We start from the raw sequence: 22764 nt of genomic DNA, 5'->3' as shown, positions 1-22764 counted from the left end.
TACCGTGCTCGATTCCACCGACTTCAAGGTTGCCGATCTGAGTCTGGCCGAGGCCGGCCGACACCAGATCCGACTCGCCGAACGAGAGATGCCAGGACTCATGGCACTGCGCGAAGAATTCGGCCAGAGCAAGCCGCTGACAGGAGCCCGCATCGCCGGCAGCCTGCACATGACGGTGCAGACAGCCGTGCTCATCGAAACCCTCGTCGCACTCGGGGCTCAGGTGCGTTGGGCCAGCTGCAACATCTTCTCCACTCAGGACGAAGCAGCTGCCGCTGTCGTCGTCGGCACCGGCAGCGTCGACGCACCGGCCGGTGTGCCGGTCTTCGCCTGGAAGGGCGAGACCCTCGAAGAGTACTGGTGGGCCGCAGACAAGATCTTCGACTTCGATGAGGGCGCGAACCTCATCCTCGACGACGGCGGTGACGCCACCATGTACGTCCTTAAGGGTGCACAGGCTGAAGTCGACGGGGGAGTGCCCACCGCGGGCGAGGACGACCCTGAGGAGTTCAAGGTCCTACTGGCACAGGTGCGGAAATCACTCGAGGCCTCACCCGGCCGCTTCGCTCGCATGGCTGCCGGCATCAAGGGCGTCAGCGAGGAGACCACGACGGGAGTCAACCGTCTCTATCGCCTGGCAGAGGAAGGGAACCTTCCATTCCCCGCCATCAATGTCAACGACTCGGTGACGAAGTCGAAGTTCGACAACCGCTACGGCATTCGCCATTCCCTGCCCGATGGTCTCAACCGCGCCACCGATGTCCTCATCGGCGGCAAGATCGCCGTCGTCGTCGGCTATGGTGACGTCGGCAAGGGAGCCGCCGAGGCGCTGCGTGGTCAGGGTGCCAGGGTCATCGTGACGGAGATCGACCCGATCTGCGCCCTGCAGGCGACAATGGACGGCTACCAGGTCGAACACCTCGCCACGGTGGCACCGACCGCTGACATCATCATCACAACCACCGGCAACACTCGTGTGGTCGGAGTCGAGGTGCTCCAAAGCCTCAAGCCCGGAGCGATCGTCGGCAACGTCGGACACTTCGACGATGAGATCGATCTGGCCGGGCTGGCCAAGATCTCCGGAGTCTCCAAGGTCGAGATCAAACCGCAGGTCCACGAGTGGCGCGTGCCCGTCCCTGCCGAACTGGGTCTGGACCGTGAGCTGACGGACTTCCTCGTCCTGTCCGAGGGCCGCCTGCTCAACCTGGGCAACGCGACAGGTCACCCATCGTTCGTGATGAGTGCTTCGTTCGCCAACCAGGTGCTCGCCCAGATCGAACTCTGGGTCAGCCCCGATCGCTACGACAACGATGTGCACAGGCTGGCGAAGGAACTCGACGAGAAGGTTGCTCGCCTCCACCTGCCTGCTCTCGGAGCGAATCTGTCCGAACTGTCGAAGGAACAGGCCGAATACATCGGAGTCGACGTCGCCGGACCGTACAAGCCCGAGCACTACCGGTACTGAGCCGCTGATGAGGTGGCTGCCGAGATGGTGCTGAGTCGAATCTGAGCCTGTGGAACCCTAGCGGTTCTGCAGGCTCAGTCCATGTGGGAGGGTGTTGACTCCTGCGCGGAAGGCTTGGGACTGTTCGCTGCGGCGCTGCTGTTTGGCGAACTCGGCGGAGCGTTGCCGGTGGATGACCGCTGACAGGAACTGTTCGGGCATCGTGCCCTCCGGCGGTGCCGGTGCGACATAGGGATTGAGTTCGGTGGCGAGTTCCTTCGCCCGCTCCCAGCGCGATTCGCGGCCCAGGTTCTCCGACATCGACAGGAACTGCACCACCCGTCGGTGCAGTCCGGCAGGCAGAGTGGCGATGTCGGTCTCCGCCAGCCAATTCTGCAGGTGCGGTGAGACATGCGTGCGGACCGGTTGGGGCGGGGCGGTGCGTTCGCTGACGGCCATCGTCCCTGCCATATAGTCGCCGAGGCGCTTGGACTGCGGCGAGACCAGCCCGGAAAGGGCCGCCAGGCCGCCACCGGTGGAGAGGATTTCGAAGGGCCAGAGAATGGCGCGGATGAAGGAATGCCTGGCTCGCACGGCTCCACCGTCGTCGCGGACGACGCGCAGGCCGAGGGCGAGTTTGCCGATTGAGCGGCCATGGGTGAGGACTTCGATGATCATCGGAAGGAGCACGAACACCGAGATGCTCATGATGGTCGTGACCGATGTCAGCAGGAGTTCGTTGACGTCGAGGATCTGCAGCAGGAACCAGAACATGGCGATGATGAGACCGATGTTGACGATCGAGTAGACGATGAAGTCGATGAGGCAGCTCAACGCGCGCGCCGCCAGGGCCGCGGGCTGGATGCTCAGCTCGACGGCTTCACCCGTCACCAAAGTACTCACGAATCCATCCTGTCATAATTCGCATCGCCACTTCATGGCCGATCGCCTCGGACACCGATTCTGGACGGGAGGAGTCTCCGATAGGGTTGAACCATGGACCCGAATCTGCTGGCCGAACTGCACGGCGACGAGTGGCGAGAACTGTCCATGCTGGCGAAGAAGAACACTCTCAGTCCGGCCCAGACCCACAGATTCCTCGACCTCTATCGAGACGCATCGAAGGACCTGTCGCGGATCATGACGGTGGCCCCTGACTCATTGGAGGCTGCGCGGCTGTCGGCGATCGTCCACCGCTCACGCAACCATCTCTCGGCGGTTCCCGCCGGCGGGCTGAGCGGTCTCTCTCGCTTCTTCGTCATCAGTCTGCCGCTGTCGATCTACCGACTGCGGTGGGACTTCCTCATCGTCGCCGTGTGCTTCCTGGCGGTGGCGAGCTTGGCCGGGATCTGGGCTGGCATGCACCCGGAGGTCCTCGAGACCTTCGGCGACCACGCCTTCCGCAAACAGTTCGCCGAACATGATTTCGTCGACTACTACAAAGAGAACCCGAACGGTTTCTTCGCCGTAGGGGTGTGGACGAACAATGCGTGGATCGCCGTGCAGTTCGTGCTCTTGGGCATCACCGGAGTCTTCGTCGTCTCTGGCCTGTTCTCCAACGCAGTCAACGTCGGCTTCTCCGGTGCGATGATGTTCGAGTTCGACCGCGGCTCCGACTTCTTCCTGTACATCCTCCCGCACGGAATCCCCGAGATCAGCTGCATCATCCTCGCCGCTGCGGCGGGACTGAGACTGTTCTTCGCCTGGGTGGTGCCGGGGCCGCAGCTGCGGCGCAATAAGCTCGCTTCGGAGGCCAGGTCGCTGCTGACCGTCGCCGGTGGTCTGGTCATCATGCTGTTCATCTCGGGACTCATCGAAGGATTCGTCACCCCGAACCCGATTCCACCGGCCCTGAAGATCGCCATCGGCGTGGCCTATACCGCGCTGGTCATCGCCTACGCCTGGTACTTCGGCAAACGTGCCGCCAGGGCCGGGCTCAGCGCCGACCTCGACGAGCACCAGGCTGGCTACTCGATCATCGCCACCGACCGGTAGAGATCCTCGCCACCGACCGGTAGAGATCCTGACCACCGACCGGTCAAGGCCTCCACTGGCCTGTGAAGCGCCTACAGCTTCCCGGTGGCCTTGAGATTGATGTAGAGGTCAGCCAGCGCACCGGGCAGGTCATCGGGACCGGCTTCGACGGACTGGACACCTGCTCCGCGCAGACGGGTCTGCAGTGACTTCGACGTCAGCAGCTCCGATTCCGCAGCGGCGGCCGTGAAGATCTCATCGGTGCTCTCGCGCTTGGCCGCCAGCTCACCCAAGCCAGGATCCTCCACCGAGGCCAGCACCACCCGGTGACGGGCCAACAATGTCGGCAGAACCGGCAGGATCTCATCGGAGACGCTGCCCTCATCCAAAGCGGTGACGAGGACGACGAGGGCATGCTGGCGTGACGTGGCCAGAACAGTCGTCGAAATCTGCTCCCAGTCGGCATCGTAGAGTTCCGGGTGGACCGTCGTCAGCGCCACCGACAGGTCATGGACCGGGTCCTTCGACCGATGGCTCGAGGCGATTGCGCGGATGCGTGCATCGGCGACGACGACATCGACGCGGTCACCTGCTCCAGAGGCCAGGGCCGTCAGCAGCAGAGCAGACTCCAACGCGGCATCGAAGATCGTGCCGTCTGCGCACCGTCGCGCAGCCAGCCGTGAGGAATCGACGACGATGACGACCCTGCGGTCACGCTCGGGACGCCAGGTCTTGACGACCAGGTCCTGGGAGCGGGCACTGGCGCGCCAATCGATTGAGCGCACATCATCACCGTCGACGTAGTCGCGCAGCGAATCGAACTCCGTGCCCATACCGCGGATCATCACGGCGGACCGCCCGTCGAGTTCTCGCAGCTTCTGCGTCTTCGAGGGAAGTTCGCGGCGAGAGATGAACGGAGGCAGGACCCGCACGATCGCCGGAACATCGAAGCTCTTCTGCCGGGCGATGAAACCGAGGACGCTGCGCGAGCGGATGGTGACCTTGTCTGCGTGCAGTGCCCCGCGGCGCACAGGCAGAAGCTGTGTCACCACCTGCGTGCTCTCGCCTGGGGGGAGGTCGAATCGTGAGCGGGTGCTCTTCGCCCCGGCACTGGGTGACCACGCATCACGGACCGCGATGCGCAGACGTCTGGGGGAGTCGTTGACCACGGTGAGGGTGCAGTCGGTGGCGTCACCCAGTCGGACCATGGGCCCGGGCGTGCGCTGGAGGGCGACCAGCCTCGGCGGGGGTACGAGGAAGAAGTCGAGCAGCGCGACGATGACGATGATGCCGGACACGATCAAGGCACTCGTCCATCCCGGCACGAGCATGACGGGGATGAGCCCGAGCAGGGCCAGCAGGAGCAGTCGTGTGGTCATTCAGCGCGGGACTTCGGTGGTCGCGATGATCGAGTTGAGGACCTGATCGACGTTGAGTCCGTCCATCTGCGCCTCGGGACGCAGGATCACACGGTGACCCAGGGTCATGTGCGCCAGGGCCTTGACGTCATCGGGGGTGACGTAGCCGCGACCCGACAGCCAGGCATAGGCGCGTGCGGCACCGAGCATCCGCGTGGCACCGCGGGGAGAGACGCCCAGGGCCAATGATGGTGCCTGTCGAGTCGCTCGGGCCAGATCGACGATATAGGTGATGACCTGCGGCGCGATGTAGATCTCGGCGATTCGCTCCCGAGCCTGGGCGATCATGGCCGAATCGACGACCGGGGTCAGCCCCGCCTCGGCGAGGTGGGAGGCGTCAAAGCCGCGCGCGTGACGGTCGAGGATCTCGAATTCCAGTTCACGTTCGGGCAGTCCGAGCACGAGTTTGAACAGGAACCGGTCGAGCTGCGCCTCGGGCAGGGGATAGGTGCCCTCGTACTCGAGGGGGTTCTGGGTAGCTGCGACCATGAAGGGTTCGGGCAGGGCACGGGACCCGCCGCCGACCGAGACCTGGTGTTCCTCCATGGCCTCGAGCAGAGCCGACTGCGTCTTGGGCGGCGTGCGGTTGATCTCATCGGCGATGAGGATGTTCGTGAACACCGGGCCGGGTCGGAACTCGAAGTTCGACACGGATGCGTCGTAGACCAGGGAACCGGTGACATCGCTGGGCATGAGGTCGGGCGTGAACTGGATGCGGGCGTTGTCGAGGCTGACCGAGGTGGCGAAGCTGCGCACCAGCAATGTCTTGGCGACACCGGGCACACCTTCGAGCAGCACGTGGCCCTGGCACAGCAGGGCGATGAGCATACCGGTGACCGCTTCGTCCTGGCCCACGACGGCCTTGGCGATCTGCGCGCGCACATCGATGAACGAATCCCGCAGAGGATCGCGCTCCTGAGCCGGTTGGGGCTGCGCCGCCGGCTGGGTCTGCTGCGGCTGTGCGGGGTTCTGCTGCTGGGCGGAGTTCTCGCCTGGAGCCTGTGTCATGAGATCTCGCTTTCGATGAGAGTGAGCAGATGGACGATGTTCGCCAGATCTGAGTCGGTGCGGGGCACCGCGGAGGAGAAGACCGATTCGACCTGGGCCGGGTCGCGGCCAGTCGCGTTGACGATTCCGGCGATGATGTCGTGGCGGCCGGCCTCAGGACCCAAGGCCAACCGTTTCGCGATGCGCAGCAGGGCGCCCGTGCGCAGAGTGTGCAGAGCCCCGGTCCGGTCATGGCTGCGAGCGGCCAGAGCAGCCCGCCCGTGCACCGTCTCCACCGCGGGAACGATGGCCGGGAGGCGTTCGACGGCCAGAGGGCCGAACCTGCGGCCGAGGATGAGCAGCAGGATCAGCACGCACGGAGCCAGCCACAGGGCACCGGCGATGAACCAGCTGGGCACATAGTCCAGAGTCGACGGAGCCGACTCGGACTCACCGGATTCGGTGGGGTAGTAGACGACAAGATGGTCGGTCTGTGACAACTGGGAGAGCACCAGCGAGGCATGGCCCTCCTCATCGATGCCGGCATTGGTCACCCAGTCAGAATTGCCGAGCACGGTGACAGGGAAATCGCCCTTGCCTCCGCCGCCCTCATCGACGATGAGCTGTCCGTGAGCCGACCCGGGGGTGACCTCGCCGCCGGCGATCTGAGTGACGCCGGGGCCGGCGAACGGATAGCAGGTGCTCAGCCCCTGAATACCCTTCCGTGCCTCGGCGTACTGCGCATCACCGGTCTCCACCGCACCTGCAGCCCGGGCGGCCGGGACCTCGCAGTCAGGCTGTGAGATCTCATCCGGTGTCGCCAGGGGGCTGAGGCTGTCATCGACCGTGATGCGGTCGGTGAAGTCCTGGACCGAGTAGCCGGGATCGATGAGGGTCAGCCGGTTGTCATTGGCGGCGAGTTGGGACCGGAAGCCGTCGATGTCGCCCTGCGAGAGCAGATCAGCCTTCGTCGGGATCAGGAGTGTCGTCCCGGGCTGGCCCGAGGCTTCATGGGCGGTGTCGAAATCCTCGGTGGTGGTGACATCGACCCCATGGTCGCGCAGCGTCTCGACCATGGCCTTCGTGCCCTCGCGAGCCGTGGAGTCATAGTGCAGCGGTGCCTCGGAGTCACGATCGGACGTCATCAGCATCGTCGCGATCACGGTGATGAGGATGGCGACGGCCGCGACGATCCACACTCCAGCCGATCTCAGTCGAGCCGTCAGGGGCACAGCCGCACGCGACCGTGTGCCTCTGGTGGCGACGTCGATGAGGGCACTCATGATGCCACCGCCGATCGGTGCCGGGGGCTCAGGGCGCTCAAGGCCTCATCGAGTGCAAGGAACTCGGTATAGGTCGCAGGCAGCGAAGCGGTTGAGGTCCGGGCCGAGTCCTCGCCGAAGAGGAGGTCGTTGAAGACCTCCGCAACCCGGGCCAGCTCCAGCCGGTGCTCGGGCAGTGCGCCTCCGGCCGTACGGCTGAGCTCGCTGGCCGTCGACGCCGAATCGAGTGTGACGATGTGCTTCTGGGACAGCACGGCGAAGATGGCGCGTGCGGAGTCGATGACCGCGGACCTCATATCGCCGCGCTGCGCGGCGGCCCGCGCGCTGTCCCTCCAGGGACCGGGCTCAGGTGAGGCGACGACAGGATCGAAGGCCGCCAGCGGGAGAGTCGTCTTCCGCAGCCCGACCCGTCGGACCCGCCAGATGATGAGACCGACGATGGCGGCCAGGGCCACGACGACGATGAGGATCAGCCACGGAGAGTTGCCCTGCAGCGCCCCGGAGACGATCGCGTTCCAGATGTCGCTCAACCATTGTCCGAGCTGTTCCAGAGGGGTCAGGTCGGTGTCGGAGTACTCCGTCTTCGACAGTTCGTGCTCGACCCACTCACGGCCGGTGTCACGGTCGATGACCGAACTGCTCAGCAGGCTCATGCGGTGCCCTCCTCGCGACGGATGAGGACCAGGTCGAAGCCTTCGGAGCGCATGCGCTGGTCGAAGTAGCAGACACAGACGAGGCACGAGAAGTAGGCGAAGAGAATCGCCGAGGACACGGTCGTCAGGAGCAGGAGAATCGCTCCCGCGATGACGAGGATGATCGTCATCGACATGGAGCTGGCGTCAGCGGTGCCGATGGCGATCGTGGCGATCACGGTGATGACCGTGACGAGGGGCGTGATGACGAGCTGAACCAGTTGGTTGGACAGGAGGTAGCCGAGGCCCAGCTGTCCGAGGGTGCGCCAGAAACCTGTGCCGGTCAGGCTCCAGGAGCGCTTCAGCCCGGCACGTACACCCAGCCTTTCGACGGAGATCGCGGTCCCGGTGAAGGCGAATCGCAGGTTGAGCCAGATCAGGGCGCAGAGCCAGAGACCCAAAGCGATGAAAGCGGTGACGATCGCGAGGACCGTGTTGTCGAACAGTGCGAAGAGAAGAGAAGGCAGTCCGAGCAGAATGAGCAGACCCAGATTGATCGTGCCCAGGAGCGCTGCGGCGAGAATCAGTGACCACCGGCGCCCGCGCAGAGACATCCACGACTGCGTCAGCGTGGTCTTGCGTGCCCCGAACGAGCTCTCGGCACCAGCCGCGGCCAGCCCGGCAAGGAAATGGGCGACGCCGAGGCTGAGCAGGCTGATCGCGAACGATCCCATCTGTGCGAGCAGGAAGAACCCGGACATCGCATCGTCATTGCTGACGAGTTCGTTGAGGAAGGGCAGGAACTCAAGGACGACGAAGGTTCCGACGGCAGTGAGGAGGAGAGTCCAGAGCGTGAACACGATGAGTGCCGCACCGATGGTGAGGCCGGGGATGAAGCGCAGAAGCCGGAAACCGGAATCGAGCACCTCGAAGAAGGTCAGCGGTCGTTTGGCCAGGACTCCACGCGGGGAAGGCGGGTGCCATTCGTGATGCGTCGGGCCCTGACCTCGTCGTTGCCACTGACCGGTCTGCCAATCGACCTCGGAGGTCCACGCATTCGATCGTCCCATCACCAAGCAATCCTGCCATGTTTCGCAGTCCGCCGCCGAGTCGAATCGCCCCCTGAAGTCGAGTTCACAACGTCTGCGTTCACGGGTGGGGGTGTCGAGGTCGAAAGATTGGACTCTCATAAGCGACAATGGACAGATGAACGCTCGTATCCTCGTAGTTGATGATGACACGGCTTTGGCCGAAATGATCGGAATTGTGCTCAAAAGTGAAGGCTTCGAGCCCTTTTTCTGCGCTACCGGTGATCAGGCCTTCGGAGAATTCGAGAAGGTGAACCCGGACCTCGTCCTCCTCGACCTCATGCTGCCCGGAAAGGACGGACTCGAGGTCTGCCGAGAGATCCGCGAGATCTCCTCGGTGCCGATCATCATGCTCACGGCGAAATCTGACACCGTCGACGTCGTCCTCGGGCTCGAATCCGGTGCCGACGACTACGTTCCCAAACCCTTCAAGCCCAAGGAGCTCATTGCCAGGGTGCGAGCCCGCCTGCGGATCTCCGAACCTCAGGCGCCGGAGCTGCTCACCGTCGGCGATGTCGTCGTCGACGTTGCCGGTCACACCGTGACCAAGGGCGGTTCCCCGATCTCACTGACTCCGCTCGAGTTCGATCTGCTGGTGGCCCTGGCCCGCAAGCCATGGCAGGTCTTCTCCCGCGAGACCCTGCTCGAAGAAGTGTGGGGATACCGGCACGCTGCGGACACGCGCCTCGTGAATGTGCACGTGCAGCGTCTGCGTTCGAAGATCGAACGCGACCCGGAGAAGCCAGACATCATCGTCACCGTTCGCGGCGTCGGATATAAGGCAGGCAGAGCGGCGTGAGTCGCTCCCCGGCTGTGGGTGGAGCGATCCGCACCGCAGCCTCGGCGATCCGGACGTTCTGGAAGTTCCTCCTCCGCTCGTTCAGTCATTCCCTGCAGCTGCGGATCGTCGTCCTCACCATCGTCCTCACCTCCGTGGCCATCTTCGGGGTGGGGACGTACATGTCACAGCAGATTTCGCGTGGCCTCTTCGACACTCGGCTCCAGTCCCTGTCATCCCAGGCCGGGACCATCGTCTCCGAGCTGCGCAGCCTCGCCCCCGTCGACGGGCAGGCCGTCACACAGGAGAATCTGAGCTCTCAGCTGTCGTCGATCTACAACCGGTCGACCGGATCCGTGTATTCGCTGACCTTGGAACCCAGCGATCCGAACTCCTCGTTTTCGACGGTCAGTGCCGGGTCGACAGACTCCGACGGTGCGGCGACCGACGTTCCCATCACCGATGAGCTCAAGGACGCCATCGGCAAGGCCCCGACCGACGATATGCTCTACCAGTCGGTGGCGCTTCCCGATGGGTCCGGCCCCGGGCTCCTGATCTCCCAGGAGCTCCAGATCCCCAACGCCGGTCAGTTCCAGCTCTACTATCTGGGCGACTTGTCCGAGCAGCAGGACACCCTCGACTTCGTCCAGAGGTCGATGCTCGTCGCTGCCCTCGTTCTCGTCGTTCTCGTGGGTGCTGTGGCGTGGATCGTCACCCGACTCGTCGTCACACCTGTGCGCACCGGCGCCGAGGTGGCACGTCTGATCGCCGATGGTGACCTGGACGAACGCATGCCCGTCCACGGCAATGACGAAATCGCGGTGCTGGGGGAGTCTTTCAATGACATGGCCGATACCCTTCAGCACCAGATCCAGCAGATGGAGCGACTGTCAGTCCTCCAGCGCCAGTTCGTCTCCGACGTCTCTCACGAGCTGCGCACACCTCTGACCACCATTCGGGCTGCTGCGGACCTCATCTACGACTCCCGTGATGACCTCGATCCCGTCACGGCCCGCAGCGCCGAGCTGCTGAATTCGCAGGCCGAGAGATTCGACAACCTCCTCTCGGACCTGCTTGAGATCTCCCGTTATGATGCCGGTGCCGCTGCCTTGGTGGCCAAGCCCGTCGACATTGGAGCCATCGTCACCTCGATCATCGAGACAGTGTCGATGGTGGCCGATCAGATGCACACGAACATCGTCGTCCATGCCCCGTCTTCGCCTGTGATGGCCGAAGTTGATCGCGTGCGCATCACCCGGATCGTGCGCAACCTCGTCGTCAACGCGATCGAGCACGGGGAGTCGAACCCGATCGACATCTATGTCGCCTCCAACGCCGAGGCGGTGGCCGTGAGTGTGCGCGACCACGGTGTGGGAATGAACGACGAACAGGTCGAGCACGTCTTCGACCGCTTCTGGCGTGCGGATCCCGCCCGCAAACGCACCCTGGGCGGATCTGGTCTGGGACTGGCGATCTCGCTCGAGGATGCCCACCTGCACAATGGTTGGCTGCAGGTCTGGGGCAAACCTGAAGAAGGCTCATGCTTCCGTCTGACGATCCCGCGCCGTCCCGATCAGGAGATCACCTCTTCGCCTCTGCCTCTGCCGCCTCGGGATGCCCAGATCCAGGGTGCAGCCCTTGTGGCCGGTCCGCTGTCCTCGGACGGTTCCGTGCGGATCCAGACCGGATCCATTCCCATCGTGGTTGAGACCGGTCAGACTCCTCCCACCGACGAAGGGTATGTTGATGTGCCCGAGGTTGTCCGCAGTCACGCTGACATCATCGATGACGACGCTGAGAGTTCGGATGCCGAGGACAGCTCCAAGAACTCCGAACCCGCAGTCGACGTACTCGACCACGCCGACGCAGACACTGCTGCCGACGCAGCCAGCGATACCGACGCAGCCACCGATACCGACGAAGCCACCGATACCGCTGAATCCACCGAGCACGCCGGCGACGCAGAGACCGATTCTGATGCAGACACCGAGCCTCCAGTCGGCGACGACACTGACCTTGACATCGACATGGACACCGTTTGGCCCCCGGATGCAGCACCCAAAGGAGGATCGCAGTCATGACGACGTCCCGAAGTAAGAAGGGTCTGCAGATGCTCATCCTCGCAGTCTTGGCCAGCCTGGCGCTGGGGGCCTGCTCCTCGATCCCGAGCAGTTCGCCCGTGGGACACATCGAAGCAGGATCCGGTGACCCGGGTGCCAGCAGCGCTCGGATCCCAGACGGACCCGAACCCGGCGACAGCGTCGGTGACATCGTCCGCGGCTTCCTCTCCGCCGGCGCGGGAACCGGAAACAACTTCTCTGTCGCCAAGTCCTTCCTCACCGAGGCCGAGGCACAGGAGTGGAACCCGCAGGAATCGGTGTCGCTGCTGCCCAATGACACCGATCTGGATTCGGTCAACCAAAATATCACCTCCGACCAGAAGACGCTGACGATGTCTGTGCCGGTCGTCGGACTCGTCAACTCGTCGGGAATCTTCAACTCCGCCAAATCGGGTACCCAGTCGAATCTGGAGTTCTCCCTGCGGCAGGAGAATGGTGAGTGGCGCATCGCCTCGGCGCCCGACGGTCTGCTGATATCCCAGACAGAGTTCCAGACGATCTTCCTCAACTACTCGCTGCAGTTCTTCACCTCCGACTACTCCTACCTGGTTCCCGATTCCCGCTGGTTCCTCCGCTCCTCGTCGACGCCCACAGCACTCATCAACGAACTCCTCAGCGGCCCGGCCTCCTATCTCTCGGGCGCGGTCGTGACGTCGATACCCGACGGAGTGAAACTCAGCGATACGAACGTGGTGACCATCGAGAACGGCGTGGCGCACATCGCCTTGAGCAACCAGGGTGACGCGCCGACGGACCAGGAGAAGGGAATGATCCGACAGCAGATCGCATCGACGCTGAAGGTCATCCCGTCAATTTCGAGCATCGAACTGACCATCGGGGGACAGGCCGTGTCGGAGAGTCTGCAGCCGAAGACCGACTCCTCGGTCCAGGTCGACGGGCCCCCGGTGGTGCTGGCCAAAGACCGGCTCTCACGCATCTCGGGCACAACCGTGGCGAAAGTCGAGAACAGTCCGGACCTGTCGAAGGCCAAGGCCAGCGACCCGGCGGTCTCGTTCGACGATTCGCTCTACGTCTACCTGCAGAACTCCGGGAAGGAGCTGATGCGCCTCAAGGCCGACACCGTTGACGCGACTCCGATCCTCAAGGGCAAGAGGCTCGTACGCCCCAGCATCGATCGGTTCAACACGGTCTGGACCGGGGAACGCGACAATAAGGGAAAGCTCACGGCCATCGGCGAAGACAGCAAGGAGTACACGATCGCCGCGGACTTCCTCTCCGGTCGAGACCTCATCGATGTGGAAGTCTCCCGCGACGGCACTCGGATCGCGCTGTTGAGCAGGCACAAGGGAGAGCCCTCACGCATCGACGTCGTCGGCATCCCGCGAGACAAGGCGGGAAATCCGTCCAGCGCCGTGTCCGACGCGCCGATCGAGGTCGGGTCGAACTTCGACGAGATCAAGGACATCTCCTGGGCCGGATCGACCTCGCTGGTGGCGTTGGCCGCATCGGAGGGCGAACAAGTCCAGCCGTTCCGCATCGGGGTCACAGGGCCTCCTGCACAGCTGGGAGAGGTCCCCGACGGCAGTCGGATCGCCTCCGGTGAGGACGGTCGTTCGATCCTGGTGACGAGCTCATCCGGAGAGATCTACTCCTACAATTCCAATGCTTGGCAGAAGCTCATCGACATCTCGGCGAAATACCCCTCCTACCCAGGCTGAGGCTCCGGAGAGCCGGAGACAGCGGCCCCGCCCGCAGACGCGGCATAGTAGATTTCTCCCATGGGACTGCTGACCGAATTCGGCGAACTCTTCCTGCCCCGCCGGTGTGCCGGCTGCGGGCGGGAGGACGTCTCCCTGTGCACGGCGTGCCTGAACCTTCTCGGGGGCATCCCGCGAGCCATGGAACCGAGATACGGTCAGATTCCCGTCGTCGGAGTCTCAGAATACAGCTCGCAGATTTCTCATATGGTGGTCAGCTTCAAAGACAACGGCCGCCGGGACATTCTCGACCCTCTTGCCCTGGCGCTGGCTCGTTCTGTCACAGCAGCCTTGGAGTTGGCTCATCATCCGGGAGGTCGGGTCAGACTCTTTCCCGCGCCGAGCTCCCCGCGGGCGCTGAGACGCCGAGGCGGCTCCCACACCGCAGCCCTGGCTCGCCGTGCGGGAGAACTCGTCCCCGAACTGTCTTTGGAGGTGGTCGACGTCCTCCTCACCAGACGCCATCACGATCAGGTCGGTCTGGGAGCCCATGCCAGGGAGCGCAACGTGGCGAAATCGCAGTATCTCAACCCAGCGATGCTGCCTTCGATGTTGTCTGGGGAGGGCGGTGAAACCGCGCTGGAATCCGGTGTCGATCTTCTCGTCGATGACTTCGCGACGACCGGAGCGACTCTGGCAGAAAGCGCAAGGGTATTAGCATCGGTGCAGATCAGACCCGTTGCAGGAGCCGTTCTCGGTCTCGGCCGCGGGGGCACTCGATTTGTCTCTCCCTTTACTGTATAACGGGGGGTACCCATCCAAGGGAATGGGATCGGATGAATCCGAAGAACGAGTCGCTAAGGACGCATCATGGACATTGTTGTCAACGGACGTCAACTGACCATCTCCGACAGCTTTCGCGCCCACATTGAGGACAAGATCGCGAAGGTCGAGCAGCTTGCACCCCGAGCCCAACGAGTCGAGGTACACGTCGCTCATGAGAAGAACTCCCGTCAGCCGGAGACGAGCGAGCGAGTAGAGCTCACGGTCGTTGCGAAGGGCCCGGCCATCCGTGCGGAGGCCATGGCGAGCGACAAATATGCAGCATTGGATCTGGCCTGGGCGAAGCTCGTCGAGCGATTACGGCGCGCCAGAGACCGCAACAAGGTTCCTCGAGCCGGTCACCACCGGAAGGAATCCACAGCCGAGGCCCTGGCGAAGATGCCCGTCGCCGAGTCTCTGGTTCCCGATGAGGGCCAAGCGATCGACGCGAACGAATCCGCGAACAACGATCAGACGAACGGCCGCATCAAGGCCGAAGGGGACTCACCCGTGGTTCTGCGTGAGAAGACATTCGACGGCGCTCCCATCGGCATCGAAGAAGCGCTCAACCGTATGGAGCTCGTCGGACACGACTTCTATCTGTTCATCGACGAGGAGTCGAGCAAACCCTCTGTCGTCTACCGTCGCAAGGGCTGGAGCTACGGTGTGATCACTCTTGATCACGAACTTCAGGGCGTCGCGGACTGACCTGAACACTCGAGAAGCACGATCGCCGAGGTGGGAACCCCCACCTCGGCGATCTGCGTCTGCGGTCGTATCCGGTCTCAGGCTCGAGCACCCTCGCGACCCCAGGTGACGAGGCGCCAGAGTGTCTCCAGCGGTCCCTGTCCGACGAAGCGCAGCCACAGCGCCGAGACGACGATCTGGATGACCATGATGCCGACGCAGACGATCACGCCTGCCAGATATCCGCCATGGTCATCGAACTGCGCCAGGTCGGGTTCAACGGCCTTGACGGCGAGCATGAGCAGTGTGGCTCCGATGTAGTTGCTCAGCGCCATGCGACCCAGCGGTGCGAAGACCGGCCGCAGAAGCGCCTCGGCGGGGGTGAGCATGAGCAGCATGACGATGACGACGAGGCTCAGGGCCATGGTGATGCCCAGTCCGGCCGTAATCCACTGGTGCAGTTGGCGGGTGTGGAAGTCGGTGAGGAGGAAGCCGAGGACGGAGATGGTCGCGCTCAGCGCACCGATCAGGGCCAGCCGGTCCGGATGACGCAGAGCACGGCGAACCATGTCGGTGTACCCAAGAGCAAATCCCAGCAAGAACAGGCCCGGGATGATGACGAGTCCTCCACCGGACCACACACCTGCGGCCAGGAGCAGCGCTCCGCCGAGTGCGGACGACACGGCCAGGGCCCGGGCCGGTATCCAGGTCGAGGGAAGCAGGATGACGATCGCCGCGATTGCGTACGGCAGCAGAGCTTCACCGGGCTGTAGGACCATGTGGCCGGCACCGAGGAGTCCGAGGAACAGGAATCGGCGCAGCAGCGCCAGTCTGGGGCGGGGGCTGCGAGCCGTGGCGGAGTTCCACATGATGCCGAAGCCGATGCCGAAGAGGATGGAGAAGATCGGGAAGAACCGGTTCTGCACGATGTCCTGCTCGAAAGCGCGGAGGCTCTCGACGGCGCCGGATTCGTCGAGAACGCCGAGGCCGAAGATCGGCGGGAGATTGACGATCATGATCCCGCACAGGGCGATCCCACGCAGCACGTCGAGAGTCGCAATCCGGGCCCTGCCTGCAGGACGGCGCGTGGCGGTGGCAGGGGCGCCGATGTCGATGGCGTTGCCGGTGTCGATGTCGATACCGGAGTAGGTGTTGGCGGCGGCTGTGGGTGCGGACGATGGTTGGTCGTTGGTGTCTGAACTCATGACTTCCATCCTGGTCGAGGCCCGATGTTGCCCGCATCGGCACAATGGCCGAAAGTGTGAGCAGGGGTCAGCCGTTCGGCCGATTCATCACGCCCGACTCCCACATCCGAGCGGCGATCTCGACTCGATTGCGGGCGGCGAGACGTGCCTGGATATTGCCCAGGTGAGACTTCACGGTGCCCAGCGAGATGTAGAGCTCGGCACAGATCTCTTGATTGGTCCGTCCTCGCGCCACAAGGCGAGCGACATCGTTCTCCCGCTCGCTGAGGTCGGCAACACGGTCCTCACCGGTTCTGCTGTCCTGGGAGCGGCGGCTGAGCAGATCCAAGGTCAGTGACGGTGAGATCAGGGCGTCACCGTTCGCGGCGGCTCTGACTGCGGCCAGCAGCAGGTCGGGCCCGGCGTCCTTGAGGAGGAATCCGCTGGCACCGCCGGCCAGGGCTGCGTCGACGTAGTCGTCATCGTCGAAGGTCGTGACCATGATGACCTTGGAGATCGGCGTCAGGCGGGGCAGTGCCGCGAGACCGTCGAGTTTGGGCATGCGGATGTCGAGGAGGATGACGTCGGGACGTTCGCGCTTGGCCAGCTCGATGGCATCGACCCCGTCAGCGGCCTGCCCGACCACCGTGATCGAGTCATCGGCGTCGAGGATGAGTGAGAATCCCATCCGCACCATTTCCTGATCGTCGACCAGTGCCACTGAAATCACGTTCGTCCTCCGTCGCCTCGTGTCGGACTCAACCCTGAACTCTCGAGGTCAAGGGTATCCGAGTCTCGAGCACCCAACCCCCGTCCCGGCTGGGCCCGGCGAACAGATCCCCGCCGAGGTGGTCGACCCGCGTTCGCAGACCGCGCAGGCCCGTTCCGCTGCCGGAACCGATCCCACCGGAACCGGGACCGTTGCCTACAGTGAGGACGATGTCATGACCGGAGCGGTCCCCGGGCCCCGCCGAGGTGGTCGATCCGGGCCTCGCCGAGGCTGTGGTGAAGACGCGGACCATGATCGGCACCCCGGCTCCCGCATGCCGACGGATGTTCGTCAGCGCTTCGGCCAGCACACGGTCGAGCACGGGCCAGATGGTGGAGGGAACCGCCTCGGTGTCGGTGCCATCGATGTCGATTCTCAGGTCCTGGGCACCGGTGAAGCCGTTGGCCCGGTCGAGGAGGGCCTGGATGCTGGAGGCGACGGGGGCTCGGGCCCCGGACTCGCGTGAGTCGGTCGCGGTGTTTGAGACCAATGACCGGATCTCGTCCAGCGCTCGGGTCCCCGACTCCTCGATCTTGCCCAGAGCGGTCTTGAGGACTCGGGGGTCCTTGCTGCGCACCGCAGCCTGGGAGAGGACGACGATGCCGGTCACCTCGTGGGCGACCAGATCGTGGAGTTCGGTGGCCATCCGCCGTCGTTCCGCCTCGGCGGCGGTGGCATGGCGTTCGATGAGGGAACGGTCGATCATGCGCAACAGCAGGCCCAGGGCCAGGCTGACCACGATCGCGGTGGAAGCACCGAAGGCGAAGGTGAGACCGTCGGCCCAGCCCATCAGGCCGGGTTCGACGATATTGCCCACGGACAGCAGGATGAGAAGCAGCAGCTGCGTGCGGGTGGCGAACCATCGCGCGAGCATCACCACCGTCACCAGACTCAGCCACATCACGGTCAGGCTCAGAGTCGAGGCGAAGACGACGGGGATGAGGGCGAGGAGAAGGAGGAGGGCGGCCAGCGACAGCAGACCGAGGCGCGGGGTCCTGCCCCCGGTGGAGCGGGATTGGGTGAGTACCAGGATCGGCAGGACCGTGGCCAACGCGAACAGGTTGGCGATGACGAGCAGCCAGCCCGAACCGGTGAGCAGTTCGAGCAGGAACGTCAGGGGCAGTGGAAGAAGCCACAGCCACGTGATCACAGTCTTCATCGCTTCCCAGTCTAGTCGGGCCTGCTGCTCACCCTGCGGATCATCCTGCAGCGTCGCAGCCGGGGGAGGCGTACTCGAGTTCGACGACGACGCCGGAGTCCGTGACAGCAGCACCCTTGACCGTGACGTCCTGATCCAACTCGATCTGACCGGCGCGGTGGCCATCGGCGAACAGCTGCAGTCGGTCGCCGGCGGTGTCGGCGGAGAAGGTGACTGTGGAACCGTTGATCATCGCGGCCTCTGTGAACGACCCGTCAGCCCGTTCGATCGGATCGACATCACCGTCCGGGTGGTCGAAGGTGACGAACCGTGACAGGCGGTCCGCATGACCCTGACTGAGTCGGTGGACGAGCAGCTGGTCCTTGTTCGTTCCGGCCTGCAGCCTGAGATCGACATAGGTGAGGTCTGCGGAATCGGCCATGGCGTAGAGGATGTAGGGCCTGCCATGGACATCGACCGCTGTGGCATCGGTCCCGCAGGCGTCGAGGAAGTCCTCAACCTGTGCTTCGAGGGAGAGCTTCGACTGGTGTTCCCAGACGAAGAGAGCGCCGATGGCGGCGGCGATGAGGCAGAGTGCAGAGGCAAGGGCGATGACGGCTTTCTTCATGGTGGGTGTTCGTTCCTTCTGTGAGCAGTTGCGGTGACAGTGACGATCCTTCCGGTCTGGGGGTGGGTCCGGCTTCGGCCGAACGGCTGATCCTGCTCGGCCGGATGGACGGATTCCGAGGCCGTGTCAGTGCGGTGTTCTACTGTGGGTCCATGCAGAAGATGACACTGTCGGCAGCGCGCAGGACGGCGATCGCTGCGACCGGCCTCGACAGGCAGCGCCCGGCTCAGGTGACTGCTCGGCACTTGAAGTCGACGTTCGCGAGAATGGGGCTGACCCAGATCGACTCGGTCTCCCGCGTTGTGCGTTCGCACTACCTGCCCTACTATTCGCGTCTCGGACCGTATCCGCGTGAGACCCTCGATCGACTCTTCTACTCAGCACCCCGCATGGGCGTCGAATACTGGGCCCACGCAGCGGCCTTCGTCCCGCCGGAGACCTACCGTCATTTCGAACGCACCAGAGCCGAGTGGTGGCGCAACGACTACGGTCAACGGCACCCCGACAGCGGCCCGGAGTTCCGGGCTCTGCAGCGATCGGTCCTCGACGTGCTGGAGTCGGGACCGAAGACAGCACGCGGGGTCGCAGACCTCGTCGACCATGAGATCCCCGAACGCAACCGCGATCATTGGGGTTGGAACCCCAGCCAGGTCAAGATGGCACTCGAGGCACTGTTCGCCGGCGGCGTCATCAGCGCCGCGGGCCGCAACGATCACTTCGAACGCGTTTACGCCCTGCCACACGATGTCATTCAGACGCTGCCGGCGCCTGAACTCGCCTACGGTCCCGCTGGCGGCCCTGAGGTCGGTCTCGATCCCGAAGCCGCACGAGCTCGCGGAATCTCAGGCACGGCCAACAATGTGCTCGAGCTGACCCGGATTGCGGGCCAGGCACTGGGCATCGCCCGCCCGGACTGCCTGGCAGACTACTTCCGGCAGGCACGCGCCACCACCGATGAGGCGATCAGGTCGCTGGTGGCCTCCGGCGAACTCGTCGAAGTCGACGTTGAGGGGACTCGGGCACTGAAGTGGCATTCGGCGAGAACTCCTCGCTCCGTCTCGGCCAGAGCCCTCCTGGCTCCATTCGACCCACTCGTCTTCTACCGGCCGCGAATCGAATGGCTCTTCGGCTTCCACTACCGGATCGAGATCTACACTCCGGCCAAAGACCGGGTGCACGGGTACTTCGTGCTGCCGTTCCTCCTCGGCGAACGTCTCGTCGGTCGAGTCGACCTGCACCGGGACCAGGCAGCCAACACACTTCGGGCGCTGAAGGTGACATGGGAACGGGGCGAAGAACACGAGGAGGAACTGGCGCTGGAGCTGCGTGAAATGGCGAAGTGGCTCGGATTGGGGGCTGTGGATATGAGCGGTACTCACCTGCCATTAAGCTAGGGAATATAGAGTCGTTCGAGTTGTTGTCAGGCATTCATGCCGATTAGGAGAAAAGTGGCTAATTTCCTCGAGAAGCTTCTGCGCACCGGTGAGGGACGCACGCTGAAGAAGCTCCGCCAGTACACGGATGCGATCAACGCGCTGTCCGAGGAGTTCAGCGAGATGTCAGATGCTGAGCTGCGGGAGGAAACCGATCGTTTCAAGAAGCGCTATCAGGATGGGGAGACCCTCGATTCGCTGCTTCCCGAAGCCTTCGCCGCCGTCCGTGAGGCATCGGGCCGAACCCTGGGCATGCGCCACTTCGACGTCCAGCTGATGGGCGGGGCGGCACTGCACCTGGGCAACATCGCTGAGATGAAGACAGGTGAAGGCAAGACGCTGGTCGCGACGGCGCCAGCCTACCTCAATGCACTCACCGGCGGTTCCGTGCACATCATCACGGTCAACGACTACCTGGCCACCTATCAGTCCGAGCTGATGGGCCGCGTGTTCCGGTTCCTGGGGATGGAGACCGGCTGCATTCAGGCCAACATGTCCTCGGACAACCGTCGCAAGCAGTATGCCGCGGACATCACCTACGGTACGAACAACGAATTCGGCTTCGACTACCTGCGCGACAACATGGCCTGGTCTGCCGATGAACTTGTGCAGCGTGGACACGCATTCGCGATCGTCGACGAGGTCGACTCGATCCTCATCGATGAGGCTCGCACCCCGCTCATCATCTCCGGTCCGGCCGAAGGCGATGGCAACCGCTGGTACGAAGAGTTCGCCAAGGTCGTCAAACGGCTCAAGACCGACCGTGACTACGAAGTCGATGAGAAGAAGCGCACCGTCGGTGTGCTCGAACCCGGCATCGAACGAGTCGAGGACTACCTGGGCATCGGCAATCTCTACGACGCAGAGAACACCCCGCTGATCAGCTTCCTCAACAATGCGATCCGCGCAAAGGAGCTCTTCAAGAAGGACAAAGACTATGTGATCCTCGACGGTGAAGTCCTCATCGTCGACGAACATACCGGTCGTGTGCTCAAGGGCCGTCGATACAACGAGGGTCTGCACCAGGCCATCGAGGCCAAAGAGAACGTCAAGGTCCAGGCCGAGAACCAGACCCTGGCGACGATCACCCTGCAGAACTTCTTCCGTCTCTACGAAAAGCTCTCCGGCATGACCGGTACGGCAGAGACCGAGGCCGCGGAATTCATGTCGACCTACAAACTCGGCGTGGTCCCGATTCCGACGAACAAGCCGATGCAGCGCGTCGACCAGTCGGATCTCGTGTACAAGAACGAGGTTGCGAAGTTCGACGCCGTCGTCGATGACATCGCTGAGCGCCACGAGACCGGACAGCCGGTCCTCGTCGGCACCACCAGCGTGGAGAAGAGCGAATACCTCTCCAAGCATCTGAAGAAGCGCGGCATCCGCCACGAGGTCCTCAACGCGAAGAACCACGCAGGTGAAGCCTCCATCATCGCCTTGGCGGGTCGGAAGAATGCCGTGACCGTGGCAACGAACATGGCCGGTCGCGGTACCGACATCATGCTCGGTGGCAACGCCGAGTTCCTCGCTGTGACCGAGATGGAGGAGCGGGGCCTGGACCCCCAGGAGAACGAAGAGCAGTACGAGGCCGAATGGCAGGACGTGCTCAAGGCAGCGGAGAAGCGAGTCAAGACCGAAGCCAAGGAGGTCGTCGAATCCGGTGGCCTGTACGTCCTCGGCACCGAACGTCACGAATCCAGGCGCATCGACAACCAGCTGCGTGGACGTTCCGGACGCCAGGGCGACCCCGGTGAGAGCCGCTTCTACCTGTCTCTGACCGATGACCTGATGCGGCTCTTCGGCTCCGGTGCCGCTGAGCGGATCATGGCCACCGCCAATGTTCCCGACGATGTTCCGCTGGAATCCAAGATGGTGTCAAGAGCGATTCTCTCGGCACAGTCACAGATCGAACAGCGCAATGCCGAACAGCGTAAGAACGTCCTCAAATACGATGACGTGCTCAACCGTCAGCGCACGGTGATCTACGACGAGCGGCGTCGGGTCCTCGACGGCGCAGATCTGGAAGAACACGTCGCGAAGTTCCGTGAGGAAGTCATCGACGCCTATGTGGCAGAGGCAACCACCGGACCGGTCGAGGACTGGAAAGTGGGCGAACTCTTCGAGGCGCTGGGCAAGATCTATGAGCCGTCCATCACCGAAGAGGACCTAGCCGAAGAGGTCGGGGGAATCGGCAACCTGACGAAGAACCGGCTCAACCGGGAGATCCAGTCGGACATCGGGGTGTTCTACGAACAGCGGGAAGAAGCTCTGGGCGAAGAAGCCACCCGTGAACTCGAACGACGGGTCGTGCTCTCGGTCATCGACAAGCGGTGGCGCGAACACCTCTACGAGATGGACTACCTGAAGAACGGCATCGGTCTGCGTGCCATGGCGCAGAAGGACCCGCTGGTGGAATATCAGCGTGAAGGCTTCGACATGTTCAAAACCATGCAGGATGGGATCAGGGAGGACGTCGTCCGCCTCACCAATACCCTTGAAGTGACCGTGAACCGTGTCGAGGATGATTCTGACGACGATTCCGAGGTCGAGGTCGACGCGGCTGAACTGCGTCACACCACACCCAAGATGCAGCTGTCAGCCCCATCAGAGGCCGGTTCGACCTCGTTGTCCGAGTCTGAGGACGAAGATGCCGGGAACGCAGCCGATCAGCCGGCCAACCGTGCAGAACGTCGCGCGATGAAGAAGGCGAAGAGCTGACCA

General features: G+C 63.6%; 19 protein-coding genes. 9 read left to right on the top strand and 10 right to left on the bottom strand.

Annotated features, from left to right (window positions below):
• Window positions 1-4 precede the first annotated feature (4 nt).
• Window positions 5-1465 carry an adenosylhomocysteinase gene (ahcY, locus tag HU144_RS14985; RefSeq protein ID WP_235351988.1) on the top strand — a complete coding sequence of 487 codons (1461 nt, stop codon included), beginning with the start codon at window positions 5-7 and terminating at the stop codon, window positions 1463-1465.
• Window positions 1466-1522: 57 nt separating this feature from the next.
• On the opposite strand, the gene HU144_RS14980 is transcribed toward ahcY, so the two are convergent.
• Complete coding sequence (locus HU144_RS14980) at window positions 1523-2347, bottom strand: RDD family protein (RefSeq protein WP_235351987.1); 825 nt, start codon at window positions 2345-2347, stop codon at window positions 1523-1525.
• A gap of 93 nt (window positions 2348-2440) precedes the next feature.
• Between HU144_RS14980 and HU144_RS14975 the strand changes: the two genes are divergently transcribed.
• Window positions 2441-3439, top strand: coding sequence for a stage II sporulation protein M (locus tag HU144_RS14975; protein WP_198395315.1), 999 nt, complete (start codon window positions 2441-2443; stop codon window positions 3437-3439).
• 71 nt (window positions 3440-3510) lie between these two features.
• On the opposite strand, the gene HU144_RS14970 is transcribed toward HU144_RS14975, so the two are convergent.
• Genes HU144_RS14970 through HU144_RS14950 form a run of 5 tightly spaced genes read right to left on the bottom strand, consistent with a single transcriptional unit; the run spans window position 3511 to window position 8808 of the window.
• Window positions 3511-4797 (bottom strand): DUF58 domain-containing protein, encoded by a 1287-nt coding sequence (locus HU144_RS14970; protein WP_235351986.1) that lies wholly within the window; start codon window positions 4795-4797, stop codon window positions 3511-3513.
• Window positions 4798-5844: an AAA family ATPase gene (locus HU144_RS14965; RefSeq protein WP_235351985.1), complete on the bottom strand. Its 1047-nt coding sequence runs from the start codon at window positions 5842-5844 to the stop codon at window positions 4798-4800.
• The gene (locus tag HU144_RS14960; RefSeq protein WP_235351984.1) at window positions 5841-7106 is read right to left on the bottom strand and encodes a DUF4350 domain-containing protein; all 1266 of its coding nucleotides are present in this window, start codon (window positions 7104-7106) and stop codon (window positions 5841-5843) included. The genes HU144_RS14965 and HU144_RS14960 overlap by 4 nt, the downstream gene beginning before the upstream one ends.
• Window positions 7103-7759 (bottom strand): hypothetical protein, encoded by a 657-nt coding sequence (locus HU144_RS14955; RefSeq protein WP_235351983.1) that lies wholly within the window; start codon window positions 7757-7759, stop codon window positions 7103-7105. Before HU144_RS14955 ends, HU144_RS14960 begins: the two co-directional genes overlap by 4 nt.
• On the bottom strand, window positions 7756-8808 hold the full coding sequence (locus HU144_RS14950; RefSeq protein WP_235351982.1) for a hypothetical protein: 1053 nt from the start codon (window positions 8806-8808) through the stop codon (window positions 7756-7758). The genes HU144_RS14955 and HU144_RS14950 overlap by 4 nt, the downstream gene beginning before the upstream one ends.
• A 136-nt stretch (window positions 8809-8944) precedes the next feature.
• On the opposite strand from HU144_RS14950, the gene mtrA reads away from it, so the two are divergent.
• From mtrA to hpf, 5 genes are all read left to right on the top strand, one after another.
• A complete protein-coding gene (mtrA, locus tag HU144_RS14945; RefSeq protein WP_143921237.1) occupies window positions 8945-9625 on the top strand; it encodes an MtrAB system response regulator MtrA in 681 nt (226 codons plus the stop codon).
• Window positions 9622-11685 (top strand): MtrAB system histidine kinase MtrB, encoded by a 2064-nt coding sequence (gene mtrB, locus HU144_RS14940; protein WP_235351981.1) that lies wholly within the window; start codon window positions 9622-9624, stop codon window positions 11683-11685. The genes mtrA and mtrB overlap by 4 nt, the downstream gene beginning before the upstream one ends.
• Complete coding sequence (locus HU144_RS14935) at window positions 11682-13403, top strand: LpqB family beta-propeller domain-containing protein (protein ID WP_235351980.1); 1722 nt, start codon at window positions 11682-11684, stop codon at window positions 13401-13403. Before mtrB ends, HU144_RS14935 begins: the two co-directional genes overlap by 4 nt.
• Before the next feature lie 60 nt (window positions 13404-13463).
• Window positions 13464-14186, top strand: a complete 723-nt coding sequence (locus HU144_RS14930) for a ComF family protein (protein ID WP_235351979.1) — start codon at window positions 13464-13466, stop codon at window positions 14184-14186.
• A gap of 66 nt (window positions 14187-14252) precedes the next feature.
• Window positions 14253-14912 (top strand): ribosome hibernation-promoting factor, HPF/YfiA family, encoded by a 660-nt coding sequence (gene hpf / locus HU144_RS14925; RefSeq protein ID WP_198395324.1) that lies wholly within the window; start codon window positions 14253-14255, stop codon window positions 14910-14912.
• A 77-nt stretch (window positions 14913-14989) separates the two neighbouring features.
• On the opposite strand, the gene HU144_RS14920 is transcribed toward hpf, so the two are convergent.
• The 4 genes from HU144_RS14920 to HU144_RS14905 all read right to left on the bottom strand — a co-directional run bounded on the left by HU144_RS14920 (window position 14990) and on the right by HU144_RS14905 (window position 18610).
• Window positions 14990-16096, bottom strand: a complete 1107-nt coding sequence (locus tag HU144_RS14920) for a DUF418 domain-containing protein (protein ID WP_235351978.1) — start codon at window positions 16094-16096, stop codon at window positions 14990-14992.
• Between the two features lie 67 nt (window positions 16097-16163).
• Window positions 16164-16805, bottom strand: coding sequence for a response regulator transcription factor (locus HU144_RS14915; RefSeq protein ID WP_328284301.1), 642 nt, complete (start codon window positions 16803-16805; stop codon window positions 16164-16166).
• A gap of 28 nt (window positions 16806-16833) precedes the next feature.
• Entirely contained in the window at window positions 16834-18003 is a 1170-nt protein-coding gene (locus tag HU144_RS14910; protein ID WP_235351977.1) for a sensor histidine kinase, read from the bottom strand.
• A 40-nt stretch (window positions 18004-18043) separates the two neighbouring features.
• Window positions 18044-18610 carry a hypothetical protein gene (locus tag HU144_RS14905; RefSeq protein WP_235351976.1) on the bottom strand — a complete coding sequence of 189 codons (567 nt, stop codon included), beginning with the start codon at window positions 18608-18610 and terminating at the stop codon, window positions 18044-18046.
• A 152-nt stretch (window positions 18611-18762) separates the two neighbouring features.
• Between HU144_RS14905 and HU144_RS14900 the strand changes: the two genes are divergently transcribed.
• Window positions 18763-20004, top strand: a complete 1242-nt coding sequence (locus tag HU144_RS14900) for a winged helix-turn-helix domain-containing protein (RefSeq protein ID WP_235351975.1) — start codon at window positions 18763-18765, stop codon at window positions 20002-20004.
• A gap of 54 nt (window positions 20005-20058) precedes the next feature.
• Window positions 20059-22761 carry a preprotein translocase subunit SecA gene (secA, locus tag HU144_RS14895; protein WP_235351974.1) on the top strand — a complete coding sequence of 901 codons (2703 nt, stop codon included), beginning with the start codon at window positions 20059-20061 and terminating at the stop codon, window positions 22759-22761.
• Window positions 22762-22764 lie beyond the last annotated feature (3 nt).

The organism is Brevibacterium sp. UCMA 11752 (assembly GCF_021532235.1).
Classification (GTDB): Bacteria; Actinomycetota; Actinomycetes; order Actinomycetales; family Brevibacteriaceae; genus Brevibacterium; species Brevibacterium antiquum.
This window is presented reverse-complemented; position numbering and strand designations above follow the sequence as displayed.